The organism is Leptospira kirschneri serovar Cynopteri str. 3522 CT, assembly GCF_000243695.2.
Classification (GTDB): domain Bacteria; phylum Spirochaetota; class Leptospiria; order Leptospirales; family Leptospiraceae; genus Leptospira; species Leptospira kirschneri.
In genome coordinates this window covers 72,724-95,047 of sequence record NZ_AHMN02000020.1, presented here as the reverse complement: position 1 = coordinate 95,047, position 22,324 = coordinate 72,724, and the positions used below count along the sequence as shown (strand labels likewise).

Annotated in this window: 12 protein-coding genes; 2 read left to right on the top strand and 10 right to left on the bottom strand. The window is 35.2% G+C overall.

Features of this window, described 5'->3' with window-relative positions; all coding sequences use genetic code 11:
• Nucleotides 1-27: 27 nt before the first annotated feature.
• Complete coding sequence (locus LEP1GSC049_RS209150) at nt 28-921, bottom strand: EAL domain-containing protein (RefSeq protein ID WP_004754504.1); 894 nt, start codon at nt 919-921, stop codon at nt 28-30.
• A gap of 1,011 nt (nt 922-1,932) precedes the next feature.
• Between LEP1GSC049_RS209150 and LEP1GSC049_RS209155 the strand changes: the two genes are divergently transcribed.
• Entirely contained in the window at nt 1,933-3,057 is a 1,125-nt protein-coding gene (locus LEP1GSC049_RS209155; protein ID WP_004754443.1) for an alpha/beta hydrolase, read from the top strand.
• 293 nt (nt 3,058-3,350) lie between these two features.
• Here LEP1GSC049_RS209155 and LEP1GSC049_RS209160 read toward each other — a convergent pair whose 3' ends face one another.
• The 9 genes from LEP1GSC049_RS209160 to LEP1GSC049_RS209195 all read right to left on the bottom strand — a co-directional run bounded on the left by LEP1GSC049_RS209160 (nt 3,351) and on the right by LEP1GSC049_RS209195 (nt 19,746).
• Entirely contained in the window at nt 3,351-4,034 is a 684-nt protein-coding gene (locus LEP1GSC049_RS209160) for a response regulator (RefSeq protein ID WP_004753765.1), read from the bottom strand.
• 4 nt (nt 4,035-4,038) lie between these two features.
• Nucleotides 4,039-6,660, bottom strand: coding sequence for a sensor histidine kinase (locus LEP1GSC049_RS209165; protein ID WP_016561147.1), 2,622 nt, complete (start codon nt 6,658-6,660; stop codon nt 4,039-4,041).
• The gene (locus LEP1GSC049_RS209170) at nt 6,657-7,229 is read right to left on the bottom strand and encodes a potassium-transporting ATPase subunit C (protein WP_004761545.1); all 573 of its coding nucleotides are present in this window, start codon (nt 7,227-7,229) and stop codon (nt 6,657-6,659) included. Before LEP1GSC049_RS209170 ends, LEP1GSC049_RS209165 begins: the two co-directional genes overlap by 4 nt.
• A 10-nt stretch (nt 7,230-7,239) precedes the next feature.
• A complete protein-coding gene (kdpB, locus tag LEP1GSC049_RS209175) occupies nt 7,240-9,318 on the bottom strand; it encodes a potassium-transporting ATPase subunit KdpB (RefSeq protein WP_004759406.1) in 2,079 nt (692 codons plus the stop codon).
• A 9-nt stretch (nt 9,319-9,327) separates the two neighbouring features.
• Nucleotides 9,328-11,001 carry a potassium-transporting ATPase subunit KdpA gene (gene kdpA, locus LEP1GSC049_RS209180; protein WP_016561169.1) on the bottom strand — a complete coding sequence of 558 codons (1,674 nt, stop codon included), beginning with the start codon at nt 10,999-11,001 and terminating at the stop codon, nt 9,328-9,330.
• Between the two features lie 9 nt (nt 11,002-11,010).
• Nucleotides 11,011-11,100: a potassium-transporting ATPase subunit F gene (locus LEP1GSC049_RS2000000227045; RefSeq protein ID WP_004753500.1), complete on the bottom strand. Its 90-nt coding sequence runs from the start codon at nt 11,098-11,100 to the stop codon at nt 11,011-11,013.
• A gap of 144 nt (nt 11,101-11,244) precedes the next feature.
• A complete protein-coding gene (locus LEP1GSC049_RS209185) occupies nt 11,245-16,431 on the bottom strand; it encodes a trifunctional serine/threonine-protein kinase/ATP-binding protein/SpoIIE family protein phosphatase (protein WP_016561154.1) in 5,187 nt (1,728 codons plus the stop codon).
• 222 nt (nt 16,432-16,653) lie between these two features.
• On the bottom strand, nt 16,654-18,714 hold the full coding sequence (locus LEP1GSC049_RS209190) for an NAD(P)-binding protein (protein ID WP_004769624.1): 2,061 nt from the start codon (nt 18,712-18,714) through the stop codon (nt 16,654-16,656).
• A 108-nt stretch (nt 18,715-18,822) separates the two neighbouring features.
• Nucleotides 18,823-19,746, bottom strand: coding sequence for an acetoacetate decarboxylase family protein (locus tag LEP1GSC049_RS209195; protein ID WP_025178459.1), 924 nt, complete (start codon nt 19,744-19,746; stop codon nt 18,823-18,825).
• Between the two features lie 1,553 nt (nt 19,747-21,299).
• On the opposite strand from LEP1GSC049_RS209195, the gene LEP1GSC049_RS209200 reads away from it, so the two are divergent.
• Nucleotides 21,300-21,719, top strand: a complete 420-nt coding sequence (locus tag LEP1GSC049_RS209200; RefSeq protein WP_004755163.1) for an Imm44 family immunity protein — start codon at nt 21,300-21,302, stop codon at nt 21,717-21,719.
• Nucleotides 21,720-22,324: the final 605 nt, after the last annotated feature.

Sequence of the window (22,324 nt, the reverse complement as noted above, 5' to 3'; positions counted from 1 at the left end):
TCATAACATCTGACCAAAAACGAAATTTTAAACTAAAACGTTCCTAGATTGAAATAAATACCCTTGTGCCAAAGGAAATCCCATTTCTGCGGCCATCAAAAAATCCTCGGAGGTTTCGATTCCTTCTAATATACATAACATATTCGATTCTTTTGCAAAGTCTAAGAAACCCCACGCGATATTTTTATAAGATGGTTTGGTTTTAAAAAGTCGCAGCCAACATTTATCAAATTTAATAAATTTAGAATATTCTAAAAAATTAAAACAAAAAAGGTTTTGATCTCCACCTACGTCGTCAAGAGCAATTGGAACGTTTTCTCGCCTTAAAACATCCAAACAAAATCGAGTATTTTCGATTAAAGTAGAATCAGTATTCTCAATAATTTCACAGACTATATCTTTTTTCTTACTTAAAAGTTTTCGCCATTCGGCGGCCTGTGAACGGTTTTTACAGACGTGTGGATCCAAATTCAAAAATAAATGTTTGTCCCGCGGGCGATTTCGAATCTGAAATCGTTTCAATTCTTTTTCAAATTCAAAAAATAGATCCGGATCTTGATGAAGTTCGTTAAATATAAACTCCGGACAAATATTTTCCCCTTTGATACGGAATCTGGCTAGGGCCTCATATGCATAAATTTTTCCCGTTTCCAAAGATAAAATCGGTTGATACTCCGTATGAAAGCTTCCGGTTTTTAGAATTTCAGTCAGTTGTGTAAGAATTTCTCCATCATAACTTTGTGTGGATGAAGTTTTCAAGTTCGAAGAATCAACTATAGACAAGTTTTCGAATTCAGTTAGTATTTCTAAAGCCATTTCATATTTTTCATTAAACGGGAAAAGAGTTTGTGTATCGGTTGTCGAAGCTGATTTTGAAGACCATAAATCAGCGTTAGGTGGTAAATCAAAAATTTCTTTCACATGAACCTCCTTTTTCAATTTTAGAATGTAACGTTTTTCGAGTCAACTCAAATGAATTTTAAACTTAAATGCCTAAATTATGACATGCAGAATTTCTCCAAACCTTCATCCTTTTCAATTTTACCGAACGTTTTTTCCAAATCGAATTTTGTGTTCATGCCGATTTCTACAGAATTAAGTTAGAATATCTTAAATTTTTGAAGTGAATCACAAAATTTTAAACACTCTATTACAATTTGATTAAGCTCTTAAGTAGGAAAACTAGGTAACAGAACAACCGAAAGTCCTTGATAAATACAAAATTCCCACTGTAGCAAAACTCTTTTTTAAACACTATAATTCGTAAAAATAGAACCAATCACTCAACTAACATACTTAAGGTGAAATACTTTTTACATTGGGACTTGTATCAAACTAGTATTATACTTTCGAGTTTATAAAAGTTTTACTTTAAAATTTGAATTTATAATAAAAAGATACTGATCTCCAAAAAACAAAACCATTTTTAGATTACAAAAAGACCTAGCATTCATTAAGCGAAAAAAGACCAAATTGTTAGTGTTCAAATAAAAACTTTTTATACTTACTCGAGGTCGCAACTACAGACGACATAAATTTATAACTATATTTCGAACTTAATTTTTAAATCAGTAATTCAATCCACCTCTATAAAAACAAAAATCGAATTTTACATCAAATAATCTCACCTAACTAGTCTTAGTTTAAAATTGATCTTATAAAAGTTTTCTTAATCTAAATACTTAGATGTATTTGTTAGCACTTAAGTGCCAATATTATTTACAATAAACCATCAGATATATGCCTTAATCATGATATTTAGATCAAAACTAAATTTAATTTCAATTGAATTCCATTTTATTTTCAAAAAAACATAATTTTAGATTTACAGATAATCCGAAAAATGATCTCTCCGTATCGCTTCATTACAATCAAAAAAGCTTATATAGAGATAGAGTTCTCTTCTTAGATCAAACAAGGAGATAAATATTTATGAAGATTCAATTGGGTATTCGAAATCGATTTAGGAAAGTGGGACTCACCCTATGTTTCCTATTTTTTTTGTTCGGCGTAAGTTCGATTAACGCCTCTTATGCGAGAGAGATTCTTACTTATGATTTAGTAGGTCGTAATTTCTATTCCCTCAAAACCACCTATTATACAATCAATGTAGTCCATTACAGATACGTAAGAGATCCGGGTGGTCCGATCGTTTTCAACCCTAAATCGGTTTTGTTCGTTCACGGCTTCGGAGATAACAGCTCTCTTTTTGAACCTCTGGCAAAAGAATTGATCCTTAAGGGAAAAGCTCAAAGTGTTTATATCATGGATCTTCCCGGTCACGGAGGTAGTACGATGGCTCCTGGAACATCGGAATATCCAGCTAACTACAGTCAGTTGAGCGTTACAAATTACGCAGACGCTCTCCGCGCCTTACTTGGTAGAATGACCAGCACAGAAGGTAAAAAAATCCAGACTATCGTCGGTCATAGTATAGGCGGGTTAGTCATCCAAACGATACAAAGTTTATTTCATAAAAACGGTGGTGGCCTTTTAAGTGCATTCGGTATCGAAAACACGATCTTACTCGGCAGCGATATTCCTTCTCCTTTACCTTGGTATGGCGGAAACGCTCCTATGAGTGATCCAAATTCTGCAAAAAGTTTTGTTTGGAATTTTAGAATATTAAAAATTTTAGGTAGTATTCCAGATCCGCCTTATGCCGAATTTGGTTGGCTCGTAAAAACTCCAGACGACTTTTATATTAATACGAAATACGCCGTAAACGGTGTTCCGGTCACAGGAGCACCTACCACCGAACAACTAAAAACGATGAGTGATCTAGAACCCTATGTAGCGGCCGCAAACATTGTCGGACTAGATTATACCGCCCAAACTACAAATGCCGTTCCTAGAATGTTTGTGACACAGAATATATGGAACGGTTTTAATCTGAAAGTTGTGTGGATGGACAAAGACGTTTTTTTCAGCCAGTCGGAAACACAAGGTCTTGCTCAATATCTTCAAGAAGGTTTGAACGCGATCACCATTTCGGATCCGGAAGCGACTCATAACTCTCCGTTTTCTAAACCGTCTATTTTCCTTTCTCTTTTTTAATTTCTTTACGCCTCCGCCGCACCTTTGGGTGCGGCACTCCAACAAACTGCTTTATACTTTTATACAAAATAATACTTTAATATACTAATATTTATTTACCGATCTCCATAAAATCGAGTTCTACAAATTTCGTGATAGAGTTTTAGTTGGGGCCATTCAATGTAAAAGCGATTAAAGCGTAAATATTGGATTGGGTATTCTGTTATACAATTCCGAACAGATATTTATTATATAACTTCGAGTAGCGTCTTGTAATTTTTACTTAACTTATGTTACATGATATAAACTGAATATTATAAATGAATTGCAAGCCTATAACCCACTCCTGGTTCTGTCAAAAGCAACTCCGGACTGGATGGGTCCAATTCTATTTTTTTTCTTAAACTTGCTACGTGAACTCTCAAAGATCCGGATTCGTTTTTTGCAAAAGGTCCCCAAACGTGACGTATGATCTGTTCCTGTGTTAATACCTTTCCTGCGTGTTGAATCAATAAGGTCAAAAATGTATATTCGATCGGAGTCAAATGCACCGTGGTTCCAGATATTTTTACGTTTCTATTTGATAAATCTACGTATAAATTTCCGGATACAAAAATAGGAGATCCTGGATCCTGAGTCTTATTTCTAAGAGCGACCCGAATTCTTGCCAGAAGTTCTCCCATACTAAACGGTTTTGTAATATAGTCATCGGCTCCTCCGTCCAACAAGGAAATTTTTTCTGGATCGGAAGAAAGAACGGACAATACGATCACCGGCGTTTCACTCCAAGATCGTATCTCCCTCAATGCAGTAATTCCGTTGCCATCCGGAAATTGTAAGTCCAATAAAATCAAATCCGGAGAATCTTTAGCGGCTTTGAGTATCGTTTCTTGAATCGTGGCAGACTCGATCACTTCGTAATGAGAAGCGTTCAAACTGATTCGTATCATCTTGCGAATACGATCGTCATCGTCCGCCACCAGAATTTTAGGATTCATCTTTTCAACTCGATTTGATCGGAATTTCGATACAAAACCTGGCCCCTACCGTTGTTCTATTTTCTGCGGTTAGAATACCTCCGTGTGTTTCCACGATGGATTTGCTTATTGAAAGTCCTAATCCACTTCCTACGTGATTTCTATTTTTACTTCTATAAAACTTTTCGAATATCTTTTCAAGATCTTCCTTAGGAATCCCCGGACCTTCGTCTTCCACAATATATTGTATTTTATCTTTTCTGCATATAAGCTCTATAGAAACTGGAACACCTTCAGGTGAAATCTGAACCGCATTGAATACTACGTTAAAAAGCGCTTGTTCCATCAATGTAAAATCCATCCAAGTCGGCACTGGATTTTCCGGTAAATGAATCACACAACGACTGTTTTTCACCGTTTGTCTCAATCTTCTTACTACTACGTGAATCAGATCGGATGGATCGTGCCAATCCATTCTCAATTTTAAGAAACCGGATTCGTAACGACTCATGTCTAATAGATTTCCTAATAATAGATTGAGAATCATACTACTTTCGTTAATTTCGTTTAACAATTCGATTCTAGCTTCTCTGGAATTTTCTATCTCGGGTTCTAACAACGCAGTCACCGCTCCTCGGATCGCAGAAAGAGGGGTTTTTAATTCGTGCGATAAAGAATTAAATATAATCGTATAAAGTCTTTCAGATTGATTGGCCAAGTATCTAGTTCTAGTTTCTTCAGACAATAACTCCCTTTCAAGCGCAAGCGCGATCTGATTTCCCATGGTAAGTAAAAGATTTTCTTGATCCAAATTCAACCTTTCGTTTAAAACGACTCCTATCACTCCTATCACTTTACCCGGAGCAATCATAGGAAAGTAGGTTCCTAAAGATAAGGATAACGTGTCCGTAAATTTTCCTGCTGGAATTTTATTTTTATACACCCAGTTAGAAACAGCGGTTTCTTTCGGGTCAGGAAAAAAATTTCCAGCCCTGGAAGAATTGAAATCTATGTTTCCTTGATTTTCTAAAAGTATAACTATCTCCGTCTGAAATACCTTTCCAAGATATTCGGCTCCGATTTCAGAGATACGTCTTACGTCTCTCGCGTGTCCCAACTCCTTGGACAATTCGTATAAAGTTGTTAGGCGAAGTTCTCGATTGACCAATACTTTTTCTTTTTGCCTCAATCTAGATGTGACATTTCCTATGATGATCGATATAAAAAGAAAAGCGCCGAACATAAGTACGTCTTCTAACTTCTCTATAAAAAAAGTATATCTGGGTGGAATGAATAAAAAATCCCAGAAAATTCCGGACAATAACCCTGCCAGTATCGTAGGTCCTTTGGAAAAAAAAGATCCAATTCCCGAAACAAAGAATAAATAGAGTAAGGAAATACTCCAATAACCAGCAATTGGTTCCAAAAATAAACTGATACAAGTAGCCAACAATATCAAGGTTAGAGAGGTTAAGTATTGTTTTCCTCCCGAAGAAGTTCTTAAAAATCGATTCAAAACGGATTCTTCTCCAGAAACAAAAGAATATGGAACCAAACAAAGTTCGAAATTAGAAGGCATCCTAGCCAGTTTAGACGCGGTTGAATTCCATCTTTTCCACCAATCTGCAGAAGTTTTTTCTATCACCACACGCGTTATGTGCTTTTGTTCGGAAATTCTTAAAATCGCTTCCACTGTATCTTCGTCTGCCGCGTAAAGAATTTCACATCCTAGCTCTCTGGCAAAACTCAGATTCTTTTCAAGTTGACTTAAGTTTTCTTTGGTAAGATTTTCTCTTGTTTGATTGTAGATCGCAAACAATTCTCCGTTCCGTTCATAAGCAAGTCGTTTCGCATAACGTAATAAAGAGTAAGAATTAGGACTAGAACCGATCGCCACTAGAATTTTTTCCCTAAACTTTGCTGAATCCAGAGCTACGTTGACGTGTCTCGCCGTGTAATTGAGTGCGGTTTCACGCAAAAAGGTCAGGTTTTCCTTCTTAAAAAAATGATCTCCCGCTAAGTTCGCTTTTTCAGGGACGTATACTTTACCTTCCTGAAGTCGTTTTCTAAGATCGTCCGGAGAAAGATCGATCAACACAATTTCATCCGCCATATCCAACACAGAATCTGGAATCGTTTCTCTAATTTTTACAGAAGTGTTTTTTTCTACAGCCTCCACTTGACTTTCCAAATGTTGAACATTCAAAGTCGTGAATACATTAATACTATGATTTAAAATTTCAATTACGTCCTGATACCGTTTTACGTGTCTGCTGCCCGGGATATTTGTATGTGCGAATTCGTCCACCAAAACCACTTCCGGCTTTCGTCTAAGAATGGAATCTATATCCATCTCTTCGAATTCGATTCCTCTATGTTCTATTTTTTTTCTAGGTAATATTTCCAAACCTTCCAGAAGTTCTTCGGTTTCTTTTCGGCCACGTGTTTCTATGTAACCTACCACCACATCCACGCCCTCTTTTTTAAGTCCTCGAGCGGCGTTTAACATCGCGTAGGTTTTGCCCACACCCGCAACCATTCCGAAAAACACTTTGAGTCTTCCGGAAATCTCTTTTTGTTCTTCTTTTTGGATCTTACGAAGTAACTCGTCCGGGTCCAAACGAGTAGTTTCCGTATCTTCGATCATTCTAATATTGTTCCAAATTCGGAGTCCATCTTCAAGTTCAATAAAAGTACATTGATCCTGTTTTCTCCTATATAACCTTTTTCTATCGATTTTTCCACTATGTCTTTTAAGCGTAGAATTTGGCCTTCCGTCAATTTACGCGACTTCGCCACACGGTTTATCTGAAACAGAGCCGAGTTAGGACTAATATGCGGATCAAGCCCAGAACCGGACGCAAACAATAAATCAGGAGGAACTTGCGTTTGTTCTGTGTGTTTTTCAAAGAGGATTTTTTTTCTTTCTTCCACCTTTAACCTTAAGGACGCGTTAGTCACACTTGCATTGGACGCCCCCGTTTTGTAATCAGCCACAGAAGGTCTAGGCCAGAAATATTCGTCTTTTATAAACTTCTGTGCGATCAACTCCGAGCCTACGGTTTTACCTTGGATCACTACCTTACTTCCGCCAGATCGAAACGGGAAAAAACGTTCCGCAAATCCAGTGACCACGATCGGATATAAAATTCCGGTAATTAAAGTAAGAATCAAAAGAAGTCGAATGGAAATAGAAATTATATTCAAGAAAATCATAAAGTTTTCCTTAAGTGATTCCTAATAAACCTAACATCAAATCTATACACTTTATCCCTAAGAACGGAACGATCATTCCTCCCAAACCAAAAATTAAAAGATTTCTTTTTAATATCCTATCAGCACCTAACGGTTTATAGACGACTCCCTTAAGAGCCAAGGGTATAAGGGCGGGTATCACAAGTGCGTTGAATATCACAGCGCTTAACACCGCACTTTTCTGAGAACCTAGTTGCATCAGATTAAGAGCAGATAAAGGACCTACTTGAGACGTAGCATAAAAACTTCCGAACAAAGCGGGCAAAATAGCAAAGTACTTCGCTACGTCGTTTGCAATACTAAACGTAGTCAGCGCTCCTCTTGTCATCAAAAGTTGTTTTCCGATTTCTACTATTTCTATCAGTTTGCTTGGATTACTATCAAGATCGATCATATTCCCTGCTTCTCTTGCAGTTTGTGTGCCCGTATTCATAGCCACACCTACATCCGATTGCGCTAACGCAGGTGCATCGTTAGTTCCGTCTCCGATCATCGCAACCAGATAACCTTTGGACTGTTGTTCTCTGATTTTTTTCAGCTTAGTTTCCGGAGTCGCTTCCGCAAGAAAGTCATCCACTCCCGCTTCAGCAGCAATCGCAGCTGCAGTCAAAGGATTATCTCCGGTAATCATCACGGTTCTAATTCCCATCTTTCTAAGACTTGCAAATCTTTCTTTGAGTCCTCCTTTGACTATATCCTTTAATTCAATCACACCTAAAAGCTGATCCTCTTCGGTTACTAAAATTGGAGTACTTCCTTTTTGTGAAATTGTTTGAATCGTATCTTCCAGTTCTGCAGAAATTTTTTGACCAAACGTATGTAGATAATTTCGAATCGAATCCCCCGCTCCTTTTCTAATTTTTCGAACGACCTTTCCTTCCTTTTTTAAATCCACTCCACTCATTTTTGTAGAAGCGCTAAAAGGTATAAATTCACCTTCCATCTCGCTTAAATTTCTTTCTCGAATTCCAAATTTATCTTTTGCTAATATTACGATGGACCTTCCTTCCGGAGTTTCGTCTGCAAGAGAAGAAAGTTGCGCTACATCTGCCAAATATTTTTCATCCACTCCTTTGGCGGGATAAAAATCTCTAGCCTCTCTGTTGCCTAATGTAATCGTTCCTGTTTTATCTAATAAAAGAATGTCTATATCTCCGGCGGCCTCGATCGCTCTTCCACTTTTTGAAATTACATTAAAACGAATTAGGCGTTCCATTCCCGAAATTCCGATAGCAGATAATAATCCTGCAATCGTGGTAGGAATCAGACATACTAAAAGAGAAATTAAAATCGGAATGGAAAGATTTGCGTTTTGTCCTCCTTCTTTAGCAACAAACTCCGCAAACAAAGGAAGGCTCATCACAGCGATCAAAAATATAAACGACAAACCGGACAATAACATCGTAAGAGAAATTTCGTTCGGCGTTTTTTGACGTTTGGCTCCTTCCACCAATGCGATCATCTGATCTAAAAATGTTTTTCCTTGTTCTGCGGTGATTGAAATTTTAATCCTGTCGCTTAAGACTTTGGTTCCACCGGTAACCGCGCTTCTATCCCCTCCACTTTCACGAACTACAGGCGCAGACTCTCCGGTAATCGCAGATTCGTCCACGCTTGCGATCCCTTCTAAAATTTCTCCGTCTCCGGGAATCAAATCTCCTGCTTCACAAATAACTATATCACCAATTTTTAATGAAGTTCCAGGAACGTTTTCTATCTTATTTCCTACCAATTTTTTGGCGATTATATTGGATCTAGTTTTTTTAAGACTATCCGTTCTTGCTTTTCCTCTTCCTTCCGCAATCGCTTCCGCAAAATTGGCAAAAAGCACCGTAAACCACAACCATAAGCTTATTTGTAGATTAAAGGAAGAGTAAACTCCCTGATACAAATCTTTAAAGAAAATCCAAGTCGTAAAAAGTGCGCCTAAAAATACAATAAACATAACCGGATTTTTGGCCTGTAAAAATGGATGCAACTTTTTGAATGTATTAAAGATCGCTTCTTTTAAAATTGGGGATTCTATAAAAACTTTGGACTTACGGTTCATCGATTCTCCTTAAAAAGTCCCATCCTGAAACATTATAAAATGCTCAAGTATCGGACCGATAGTAAGCACCGGAAAAAAAGTAAGCGCGCCTACTATGATGATAACGGATAATAACAACACATAAAAGGTTCCTCCTTCCGTAGAAAAAGAACCTTCTGATACGATCTCCGATCTTTTTTTCTCGGCGAGACTTCCAGCAATCACTAAAACAGGCAGAATCACTCCAAACCTTCCTAATATCATCGTAATCGCTATCATAACATTATAATAAGTAGTATTTGCGTTCAAACCGGCAAAAGCGCTTCCGTTATTTCCCGCTCCCGAAGAAAACGCATAAAGTATTTCTGATAGACCGTGAGGTCCTCGATTTGTAAGAGAAGATAACGCGTCCGAAATACTTACCGAAATTGCGGTAAACAAAAGTATAATTGTAGAAGGTAATAAAATTCCTAGGATGGACATCTGAATTTCTTTCTTTTCTATTTTTTTACCTAAATATTCCGGGCTACGGCCCACCATGATCCCGCTTAAAAATACGGTTAGCAGAACAAAAAGTATCATTCCGTACGTTCCGGCTCCCACTCCTCCAAATACAATTTCTCCTAATTGTATATTCAACATTCCTACTAGACCACCGATCGGAGAAAAACTATCGTGCATGGAATTTACAGATCCGTTAGACGCTACCGTTGTGGAAACTTCCCAAATAGAACTGTTTAAAATTCCAAACCTCATTTCTTTTCCTTCCCAAAAACCAAAGGCTCCACTGATCGGGTTCCAAGAGGATTCAAAAGTCCAGACGATTAAAATTCCAACGCAGAGTATCGTAAACATCACACTGAAAATCACCCATGCGTGTCTGATATTTCCGGTTATTCTTCCGTATAAGAAAACACAGGCGCCTGGCAAAATCAGAATGGAAAACATTTGTACAAAATTGGAAATTGGAGAGGGGTTTTCAAAAGGATGCGACGCGTTTGCTCCAAAATACCCACCCCCGTTTGTTCCTAATTGTTTGATTGCGACCTGAGACGCAACCGGACCTAAAGGAATGGTTTGGATATTCCCTTCTAAAGTAATCGCTGAGAAGGATTCGGAAAAAGTTTGTACTACTCCAGAACCAACCAAAAACAAAGCAAAAACAAAAGAGAGAGGAAGAAGAACGTATAACGTTCCTCGAATCATATCCTTCCAAAAGTTTCCAAAAGCGAAAATATTATAATTTACTGATATTCCTCTTGAAAGCGCAAGAAGCACACACAATCCAGTAGTTGCACTGAGAAAATTTTGTGTGGTCAATCCTGCCATTTGGGAAAAAAAACTTAACGTAGATTCTCCACTATAGGCCTGCCAGTTCGTATTTGTGGTAAAACTGACCGCGGTGTTAAATGCAAGGTCCCAACCTAATCCTGAAAATTTTTCTGGATTGAGTGGAAGATAATTCTGAAAAAATAAAATTAAAAACAATAATAGAAAACCGAAAAAATTGAATACAAGCAAAGATAGAGCATATTCTTTCCAATCCATATTTCGATTGGGATCGATCCCACAAAGTTTATATAAAAAATTTTCGAAACCAGAAGTTTTATATAAATACACTTTATACAATACAAAACCGAATAAGGGAGAGAAAATTAGGATCACAAACAGAAAGATCGAAAGTTGAATCCATTCCGTTACCATAAAAACTCCTTAAAACTTTTCCGGTCTAAAAATTGTATATGCCAGATAAATGATACAAAATACACCCATACTCAAAGCCAAAATAGTTTCTAAATTCATAATATTCTTTTTCCTGAAACTAATCTTTTAAGACACAAGTAGATCATAAATTTTGAACTGAGTCAATAATTGTAGAGTTAAGTTGCGAAAAAGAAAGTTAAGAAGTTGTTAAGATTTTTAAAAGGTATAATTAAAAAAAAGATATTACAATACTTCTGCCGATAAGAACGTGATGTCATCTGCAACTTCTTTACCTGAAAGAAAAGTTTGGAGATCAGAAAATACCAACGAAACGATTTCCGAAATTGGCTTGGAAGAATGATCTAAAATTAATTTCAAAAGTCTATCCTCTCCAAACGTTTCTTTAAATGGATTACATCCTTCTATCATTCCATCAGAAAAGAAAAACAATTTATCCCCTTTTAATATTTTCAAAAAATGAGAATCGTATTCCTTACTTTCAAGAATACCTATAATCGGTCCGCATCGAGTCAATTTTGTTATCGTCCTTCCGGAAAGGTAGAATTGATCCGGATGTCCTGCCGCCGAGTAGTAAAGTGTTCCTTTTTTAGTATCAACGTCAACGACTAGGCAACTAAAAAAGAATTTAAGGGTTTTATATTTTGCTATGATAGTTCGATTCAGTTCGGTGATCAAACCTCCCGGAGATGTATTTAAATATTTGAGACTTTCATATTCGGATTTAATCAACATTGTGACTAATGCAGCCTGAACCCCGTGACCAGTAGCATCCGCTAAAAAGATCCTCACCTTACCCGTAGAAATTTCTTCATAGTCGTAAATGTCACCTCCTACATACATCATAGGAACGTACTTCGTAAAGATATTAATTCCGCCTAACGTAGATTCTGGCTTTGGTAAAATTTTATCCTGAATCTTTTGAGCATAGAGCAAATCTTTTCGAAGTAGATGAATCGTATTATCGAGTTCGGAAGTTCTTTGTTTTACCTTTTCTTCTAATTCCGCATAAAGGTTAGCATTTTCTATAAAAATCGCCGCTTGTCCAACGATCAGTTTCAAAATTTGAATATTACTTTCAGTAAACATTCCTTTGACGAATTCATTTTCTAAATAGAGTATTCCCTTCAATTTTCCAATGTGCGTTAAGGGAATACAAATCATAGACTGTGGATTTTTTTCTTTGATATATTGATCGCTAAAATCTTTAATCGCAGAAAAATCAAAAGTAGAAATCAATTTACCCGTTCTAAAAACGTAATTCAGATAAGAGACCGGATATTGAGGTTTATCTAATTCCGGAAATTTTTCAATCTTAATCCCTGTCTTTTCGTTTTGTCCAATAAGATAAACCATTGGATTTTTATCGTACAAATTAAAATAAACTGCTTTTGTAGCTCCGGCAGTCTGCATCGTTATCTGCATCAATTTCTTAAGAAGATTATCTAAAACAATCTCTTTAGAAATAACATTATAAGCTTTTAATATAATTTCCCAATCCAAAACAAGATCTTGTGCTAAGGATTTTTTTTCACCGTTTTCGTTCAGAAAACAAAGGTGGAGTCGGTTCGAAAAACGACTTTTTAAATCAGACACTTTAGACAAGGCTCCCCATTTGGAATACAAATTGATCGCGTATCCTAAATAATGATTTCCAAGGGAAAAATTTCCAAGTTTATAATGAAACACCGCAGCCATTTCGCTCGATAAGGCCTGAAATGAGATAAAACCTGATTCTTGAAAAAGTTTAATTGCCCTTTCATAACCTACAATCGTATCGTAAACCTTTCCGCGTATTCTTTTTTTCTCGGCGTTAAGAAGCTCCAGAAGTCCCATAAAATTTTCCGGACAATCTCTACTCCATCTTTTAAAGTATGAAAGTATAATATTCAGTTTTTTTAAATATTTAATTCTTTGAAAAAAATTGAATTTATGAAAATTAGCTAAAATTACAATTCCATAATAAAACCAATATTCGGCAAAAGGAATCAAACCAAAAGCGTTCCGAATCAACTTTTCACACTTTGTAGCATATAATATAGCTTTTTGATATTTACCTGAAAAATAATAAAGTTTAGTGAGGTCATGATAATAATAGGAAAGTGCCGTGTAATTTTTATCTTTTATTATTTTATTTTCAAAATCTTGGTATCGAAACTCAGAATCTTCTAAAGAATCACAGGAAGAGGTTTTTCCCGCAAGAGCCCTGATAAACTGATGAGAACTTTTTGAAATTACGGAAGCGAAATCGTCTCTTGTAATTTTAAAATACTTTTCCGCATTATCTATGTCCGTTAAAAGTTCATTGATAGAATATGAAGCAAAAATTTTTTTCTGGATCTTGGCCTGAAGACTAAATCCGGCAAAAAAAACATCTCCGTTTTGTAAAGCCCCATTATGAACTTCGTCTAACAGACCTATATCGAAAGAGATATGCCTTACCCAGTGACAGATATAGGCAGAATATACGTATTTTACCTTCCACTTTACAAGATCGAACGGAATTTTTTTGTTCAAATCCATTGCGAGTTTAGAATAACGCACCGCCTGATTCAGATCCCTCAGAACCTGATTAACGATCATACCGTATCCACTGTATACAATTGCGCTACTTCTAGAAACTCCTTTTGTCAAAGAAACATTAAACATTTTTAATACAATAAGGGCAAATAAATTTTGATTGTAGGTAAAAGCTGAAGGACCCAACTCCGCAAAAAGATCGATCAAAGCCTCGTATTCGGGTTCCGAATTTTCTTTTACACAAATAAGTTCCAAATCGGATTTTTTTATGGATAAAATTATAGAAATTAACAATTCCTTAAAAAGTGCCAAAACAATCCTGCAGTAAAAAGAAGGTATATAAATTTTAAAACGTCTCATCCCTCGCAAACCCGCTAAAACCGCATCCTCTATCTTATTCATTTTAGAATACAAACGAACTAGAATTGTCTCCTTACGAACGTATTGTAAATTTGTTATATTTTTATTTTCTAATAATCTTAAAAAAGATTCCACCCTTTCATAATTACTTAAAAGATATTCCGTTTCCGCAATTTCTAAAATTACGTCTACATACAGTTCAAAGTTCTCAACGGAAGCCTCCTTATTCAAAAAATTCAAAGCAAAATTCAAATATTGAAGAGAACTTTCATATGATCCTGAATTTTTAGCTTGAAGACCCGCTTTATAATTTAAAATCGTAAGATCATTTTTTATAGACTCTTCTTCGAGCGTATCAATTGTATGATTAAGATGTTGTACAATTTGAAAAAGAATCTTGTCTTTAGATCGTAATCCGTAAATTGTAAGTAGGGTCATTCCTATGTGTTTGTGGATTTTTTTTCGTTTTGATTCTTCCAGTAAGTCATAAATAACTTGTTGAATTTTATCGTGTGAAAAACTAAAAATTCGTTCTGAAAACAGCTTCTCTTCAAAAAGAAAATGATTCTCACTAAAAAAAATATTTAAAAACCCTTCCTTTACTGCAAACCAAAGTAATTTCTCTAACTTTGTAGTATTAAAAAGACTTAATTTAGATAAAAATTCTAAAGTAAATTTTTTTCCCAAACAAGAACATACACCCAAAAGTTCCTGAAGTTCTGGAGAAAGAGCTTCAATCCTAGCACAAAGTAGATCCACTACATTATCCGAAATTGAAAGCCTTTCTATCTTTTCAAGATCCCATTTCCAAAGTTTAGATTTAAACTGATAAGTGATGAGGCGTTTTTTTTGACAAATCTCGAGAAGTTGAATAATCGCCAAAGGATTTCCGGACGTTTTTTTTAGAAAGATAGAAGTTGCAAATTTAGACTGTTCTTCCCATCCAGGAAATAAATCCTGAATAAGTCTATAAACGTTTTTTTCATCTAACAAACCTACGTTGATTCGGTTTATCTTAGCCTTGCTGTTCTCAATTTTTTTTAATACACTGGAAAAAGTATTTGAAGGACCAACCTCCTCAGATCTAAAAGATAGAATACATAATAAATTTTTAATTTCCGAATGTACTAATATAGTTTCTATAAACCTGAGGCTTGCTGAATCAGCCCATTGTAAATCGTCTAAATAAAGTACAAATGGCCTACTAATTTTGGTAAGAACTTTGATAAAATTACTGAGTGTATGGTAGAAACGATTCTGATTTTCATCCGGAGGAAGTCTGGACAACTCTGGCTGAGGACCCAAAATAAATTCTAGCTCTGGAAACTGATTTAAAAGAATTTTCCCATTGTCTCCTATATGTTCATAAATTAGTTCTTTAAATTCTTGAATTTCTTTTTCATCTTTAGAAAGCAAAATCGAAACCAAATCTTGTAAAGAATGAATCAGTCCTCCAAACGGCATTGAAGTTTCATATTGACTGAACTTTCCTTGGACAAAAATATTTGAAATACTCTTTAAAAAGGATTTCACTAGCGCAGATTTTCCTGAACCGGAAACACCAGTGATAAAAACAACCCTAGTTTCTCCTTGGGACGTCTTATCTAAAGAAGATTGTAAAACTAAAATCTCTTTTTCTCTTCCATATAAATTAGAAGAATCTAATATAATTTCAGGATTATCTTTTGAACCAGGAATAAATTCAGAATTAATTTTTCCATTTTGAAAATCTTTAAAACAAATTTCTAAATCATATATCAATCCTTGAATGGAAGCATAACGTAAATTTAAACCTTTTTCGAGCAACTTAGAAACGATAATAGAAATTGAAATTGGGAAATCATTTCTAATTGTATGAATAGGAGCGGGTATTTTAGTAAGATGAGAGTGTAAAATTTCGTTTCTATCTTTAGAAACAAACGGAACAGTTCCGGTCGCCATCTCATAGAAAATAATTCCCAAAGAATAAAAATCAGTCCGAAGATCCAAAATACGGGATAACCTGCCCGTCAATTCAGGTGCTATATAAGAAAAAACTTCAAGAGGTAAGCTAGGTGTATTAGAAGGAGAAATATCCTTACCCGAAAAAGTAGAAGATGAAAAGTCCGCAATCCTTACTATCCCAGTATCTGCTTGAATCCAAATATTCTCTGGATATAATGACTTGTGTAAAATCCTTCTTTCATGAATTTCTTGAAGTGCAAAAGAAATTTCTAAAGCAATTTCGAAAAATTTATGAACGGAATCTACTCCATTAGGAAAAAGTTTTGAGAGTGGAACTGAATTAAAGTCCTCTAATATAAGAACCGGAACGTCTTCATGTCGTATTAATTCAAGAGGATTTTGGGTTTTTGATCCTTTTATAAAATTTGAAATCCTAAAATCTCGATAAATCTCTTGAACATCCGTCTTTTTCTGAGAAATTGTTTTGATAAGAACTTTTCTTCCAAACCTTTGGTCAAAAGCTTTATATATAATAAATTTATAATTTTCAGAAAATAAATCTAATATTTCGAAACCGGGGATTTTCATTCTTTCTCTTTAAAAAAATACGAGTCCGAAACAAAAACCTGAAGAATATAAAATAGCAAATTAAAACGAAATATATATACGTTCTTCAATAAATTCGTCAAATTGTTGTCCTATATGTTTCGACTTATAATATTTAACTTTCATAATATACCTATTTTAGTAAATTGAAGCACCGACTTATTATCTTTTTAAATAAACTTAGGATCGAATCATTCAAAATATCTAACAAAAACACTTAGCGGCTTGGATGCCACTTACTACTGTACTTTCCACACATCCGGCGTTTAACACCGAATTTTCGATCCAATCCCCTGTAATCACAAGATTAGAATATCCATTTTTTCCCGCGGAAAGCCTGTATTTTGTAGAACCTTTTATAGATAAAACATATCTTTCCGTAGGCTGAATATTTAAACGAAGATACTGGGATTCGATTCTCTTCGACCCCTTGGTCTTGTTCGGATCCAACAATAAATCCCAATTGAATCCGGCGGCTTGTACAGAATTAGGCCAAATACTTTGTGCGTTTTCTTGTAAAAATTGAATTACTCTTTCTTTTAATTTTTCCATCTGCTTTGATATATTTGGATCAACTAAAGGATCGATAGGGGCGATTCCTGGCGGAGAAGGTCCGCAAAAATAGGCAATATGATTTGGTGAGAGAGAATCAGACCAAGATTCTCTATTGATCAAATGACTCATATCACACCAAGTATCAAAAGGTTCTACATATGAGCCCAATACGGGAGGTTCATTTTTCCAATACTTCCACCCTAACCCTGCGATATCCGGATACATCCAAAGTTGAAACGCATCCGTTAGACACGTTTGAACCGATTCTATCATTTGTTTCCAATTGGAATTCTGTTCTAAAATTTTTGGACACAAAAATGGAATTGCACCAATGGAAATCCCAAACACAATTCGATCAAAATCTTTTCCATACTCTAAAACAATTTCTTCTTTGTCCTGCCATTTAGACCAATAGTCTTCCAAATCTATATGATCTTTTTTTAATGTTTCTCCTTCTACAATCTGATCGTAAATAGGTTCACTCGGCCAACAACCGAGTCCTTTTACGTCGACCAAAGGAGAATATTCATCTTTTTTTAAGTTTACCTGTTTACCAATTTTTACGGTTTGAATCCAGGATTGTCCATCCGAACTTCCTGGAATCAATTCCCTCACTCTATGAAAGAATTTAATCTGAACTCCCCGTTGTTTCAATATTTCATATATAGGAGTGAAAATGACGTCTCCCATTCCAGCTTGCATTCTATATGCAACCGCGCCTTTATAAGTGAATAACATTCTCAAAGCGCCTTTGAGAGCCGTGCCGGCGGCAAACGTATATTGACTTCTTCCCGCAAAAACGAGACCGTAAATCCCCTGTACAATTGCGGAGTTGATCGTAAGTTCGTTCGCTCCATGAAGTTTCAACCATTCTCTATAATCAAAGTCGTCTATACTTTCAAAACCATTTTCAAAAACTTTGTCTCGGATCATTCCTTTAATATTCATAAGACTGAAATCGACGAGAATCCAAAACCTTCTCGCCTCCGTATTCGATTCAATTCTTTTCTCCATCTTTGTCCAAAGACCATCAACGAATTGATCTATAAGTTTCAGAAAACGATCATGGGAAAAATCTTTGCTTAATTGATTCAAAAGATTTTTCAAAACGAGAATGGCTTTTCCAATCACGTCCAAATCCGTTTCGTCCGCCGCGTCCCCTATCCATTCTAAAATTTCTTTCCAAATGGTATGATCTTTTGCACATTCATTTTCGGGGAAAATATATTGCTTACGATTTTTATAATATTCATTCAAATATTCTAAAATCATAGAAGGATAAACCGCAGGATCTGGAAGTTCAGTCGTATCACCCGGAATCCGGTCGTTCATTGGAAAATGAAACGGCCAAGGTTGATAACTTCCATTGACGAATTCCTGAAGTACAAAAAAATTAGCCGGTTTAAAAGCTTCTTCCCAGATGGCTAATGGACTGGTAAGAGGTCTTGAAAGTTCTTCGTAACATTTTCTAATCAGTTGAAAAGCGTGATCGTAAAATCCGAACCAGATATGTAATCCGTGTTCTTCGATCCTGTTAAATACGTCTTGATTTCTACCGCTTGCACCTTTTCCGCCAAGCCTCCAACCTAATTGATAAATCGTAATATCGTAATGTTCTTTCCAGTCGGGTTTAGAAGTGATCTCGTAAGCTGTAACGAGAGATCCCAATCCCCCGCCGAGTATAATTACTTTTTCTTTTTTATTTTTCATAAATACACCTAACAATAATTAAATTATATTTTAAAATTTTATTATCGCCTACAAACCATCTTAAAATCAGTTCAACCCTAATAAACGATACTTCTTTGAGACAAAATTCTAGACGTTTTGATGAATAATTCTCCCTGGAGAAAAATCGAAATCAAAATCGCACCAAATTCCAAATTGAATCGGTATTGAAGTACTTTTTAAACCGAAATCTGAAACAAAAGGAAAGTATGGATTACTTAATACATCTAAAATGTAATTTCCTTCTAAATCTCCACCTTTACGAAAACAGGTAACGTTACTACTCGCTTCTACGATCGCTTGATAACAGGCCAATGTAGGATCGGCCGCATCCCTAAATTGTTTTAAAAAAACCATTATAATTTCTGAATGAAATAAATTGTCCCAGAGATTGATCGTAATATTAGCGTCAGGAATTTTGATTTTAGAAGGATCATCAAAAAGAATTTCAACGAGATGATTTCCGAGTTTAGAAAATTCATCGTACGATTTTTTTGTTCTAGATTCTCCGGGAGTACAACTAAGAGTAAACATCCTTTGAGAAATAGCCTGACGATCTTTACCACGAGGTGTAATCGCGTCCACAGAAAAGTATTCCGGAGGAACTCGAAGAGAAGGAATTTGGAATTGACCTTGAATTTTATGAAAACCATAAATTTCTCTTCCGGTTGCCATAGCAGTAGATATGTCCACAAAGAGATACGGTTGATAAAAACGGATTCCATGAATCTCTTTTTCAAAAAGAGGTATCCAAAAACCTACATCCGTTTCTTCTACCCAGCCACAATCATTACCCGGAGCAAGGTATTGTTGCTTTGCAAATACTAAAAACAAGTAGTCGCTAAACACGTGATAGTGTGCCCTTCCACTTGCAGGGGCGTTTAATTCACGATCCACAATCGATTGAATTGCATTCTGATTTCCTTGTATACAAAAAGCATAAAATTCAACTTGTTTCATCCTATAAGGGGGAGGAAGTTCCTGTTCTCCTCCTCGCATTATATAATTCTTCATCTATTCACTTTCCCCTTTTGAGGTTTAATATTTTCTGAAATTATTATATAGTGTAAATAATAAAAATTAATTTAATCCGAAGTTTATCTTTTGACTCATGTTTACTTTAAAAACGAAAACAAAAAATGTGTTTAAACCTTTGCAATTTTTATCATAAATAAAAATACATATTTCTAAAGGGAGATCAAAATAAACTAACGTCACTTAGGTTATACTTAAAATAAATTTATCTTCTTAATATAACATTAAAACTATATAATTTACTAAATTAATAATATTTTTATACTTGATCCAAATCAATTTAGGATGGTATAAAAAGTACGTTCAAATTTAAACTGTTTTAAATCCATGGTTCTTATTCAGAACCATACAATCAATTTCCCAGTATTTTAGGGTTTTGCAGTAAAACTTACGGCTCTCCATTTTTTAGAACTAAAGCAGAATGCTCTTTATTGGATTGGGTTCTTTTATGTAGTCATAAAGTAAGAGAAAAATTCCATACTCTATAAAATGAGTTATTGAGACCGAATTTTTACTAAACGTTTAAATCAATCTTCTGAAAATTCATTCCTAGATATCCATCTACTTAGACTTAAAACTAAAGAATTTATAGTTTATATTCTTGACTTTAAAAAGCGGACCATTTTATGATGAAGCGCTTTTTGCGAACCTGTTTCTCCCGATCAATTGCGGCCCATTCGCACTCAAACGAATAACCACCGTTTAGCGATTGAACAGTTTTGCTTAACGTTTATACAGTATGGCGTCAGTAGGTTCGCGATAATTATGTCTAGAGAAACTAATAAATCTTTTCCTAATACATCAATTAGAGACTGTGCAGCCGCTGTTTCTTCCTTTGTTTAAGTAGGAAGTGGATTGAAACGGGTTGGCTTTCAAACGATGAGAAAAAATCAATCAGGTTTCTTCCTTTGTTTAAGAAGGAAGTGGATTGAAACTTTGTAATTAGTGTTTAATTTTGATTCTTTATTTGTTTCTTCCTTTGTTTAAGAAGGACTATTTTATGTGGGATCGATTCCTAAGACATGCGTTTCTTCTTTTATTTAACATAAGTTCGATTTAGAACTTTCTGAATTTATCTATAAAAATCACAGATTGTATAAATTCCGATATTCAGCTTTTTATGATAAATTTCAGGTTTATAAAATGAATTGATTCAACCCAAGTTCTTTAAAACTACAGCAAATCTTTATTTAAGGAAAGGATACAAAAGACCGAAAACGGCAAAATCTCTAGACTTTCTTCTTCTTGGAAAACAATTGTTAATTAATATTTTAGAGAATTATAATATACTTGATTAGAATTTCTAGAAATTTTTATTTTACCGCTCTATACTCAAAACGTACCACAACTCAATTTTCTCCAGTTAACTTACAGGTGTCTCAAAACCAAATCGCACTTTATCAGAAAGATCAATCTGAATAACGAAAGTGCCTCACTTCTATTGACGCTCGACAGATTCTTATTATATTAAATCACGTTATCGCAAGGTTTTATTCTTTACCTTGAAAGAAAATAATTTAAAATAAACGAACATGAAATTTTTTATCAGCTCCGAAATCGACGGACGTTTCAGTCAAAACGTTCCAGACAAATTTCGCCGCGTTAGAAAAAGCGTAGAATCGATTCTAAACAAACATTTCTTAGATAAAGACTATGGAGCCAATATTAAATCCATTGGTGTGATCCCTATCTTAATTCGTACGGATCTTAAAGAATTTTATAAAGAGCGTAGACTCTATCAGAAAAAACAAAATTCCGCAGACTACCGACTTTATATTGATTTTGAACATTTCGAAAAAGCGAATGACGATATCGCAACTAATCTTTTAATTCAAAATATTTTAGCAGTAGTTCAAGATCTGGGACGAAAAGTTAGTTCTTTCGATGCGACAAGTTTAAAAAACCAGATTAAAAATTTATTTCCTCTACATATATCACCTAATACTCATTAGCTATATTATTTTATTTCAGAATTTATCTGTTACTCAAGATTATACAATAAGATACCAAATCGTTTTAAACTTCAATAATGTAAAGAAAGATTGGGCGAATCCGGCTTGCCACAGGCAACCGAACCGGACTTTGGTTAATAAATTGTATACAGTAAACATTATATAATAATTATCTTTAGTTTTAATATACAATGCGATCTGTAGAGGCCATAACCAACCCACACAAGTTGAAGAGGATTTTAGAATCAAAATTGAACTCAAGCACAACACTTCCTCAAACTCAATGCATCGGCTCCCTGAATGCCGATCCTTAGAGAAGCATTTGCTGAGCTTCCTGGATCGCGTTGGAAACTCAGCGTGTCGCTTTCCTAAGGATCGCGTTGGAAACTCAGCGTGTCGCTTTCCTAAGGGTCGCGTTGGAAACTCAACACAACGCTTTCCTATGGGTCGCGTTGTGGGGCGGGGCCGATCTTTTTACAGAGGATTTGTCGTAATTCCCACAGATTTATATTAGAGTTGTTAAAAAATTCCATAGTTCAGTTTAACAAAACTATTTCAATTGCTCGTTTCCATGAAATAGAAACAGATGGAGAATTCATTTTTCA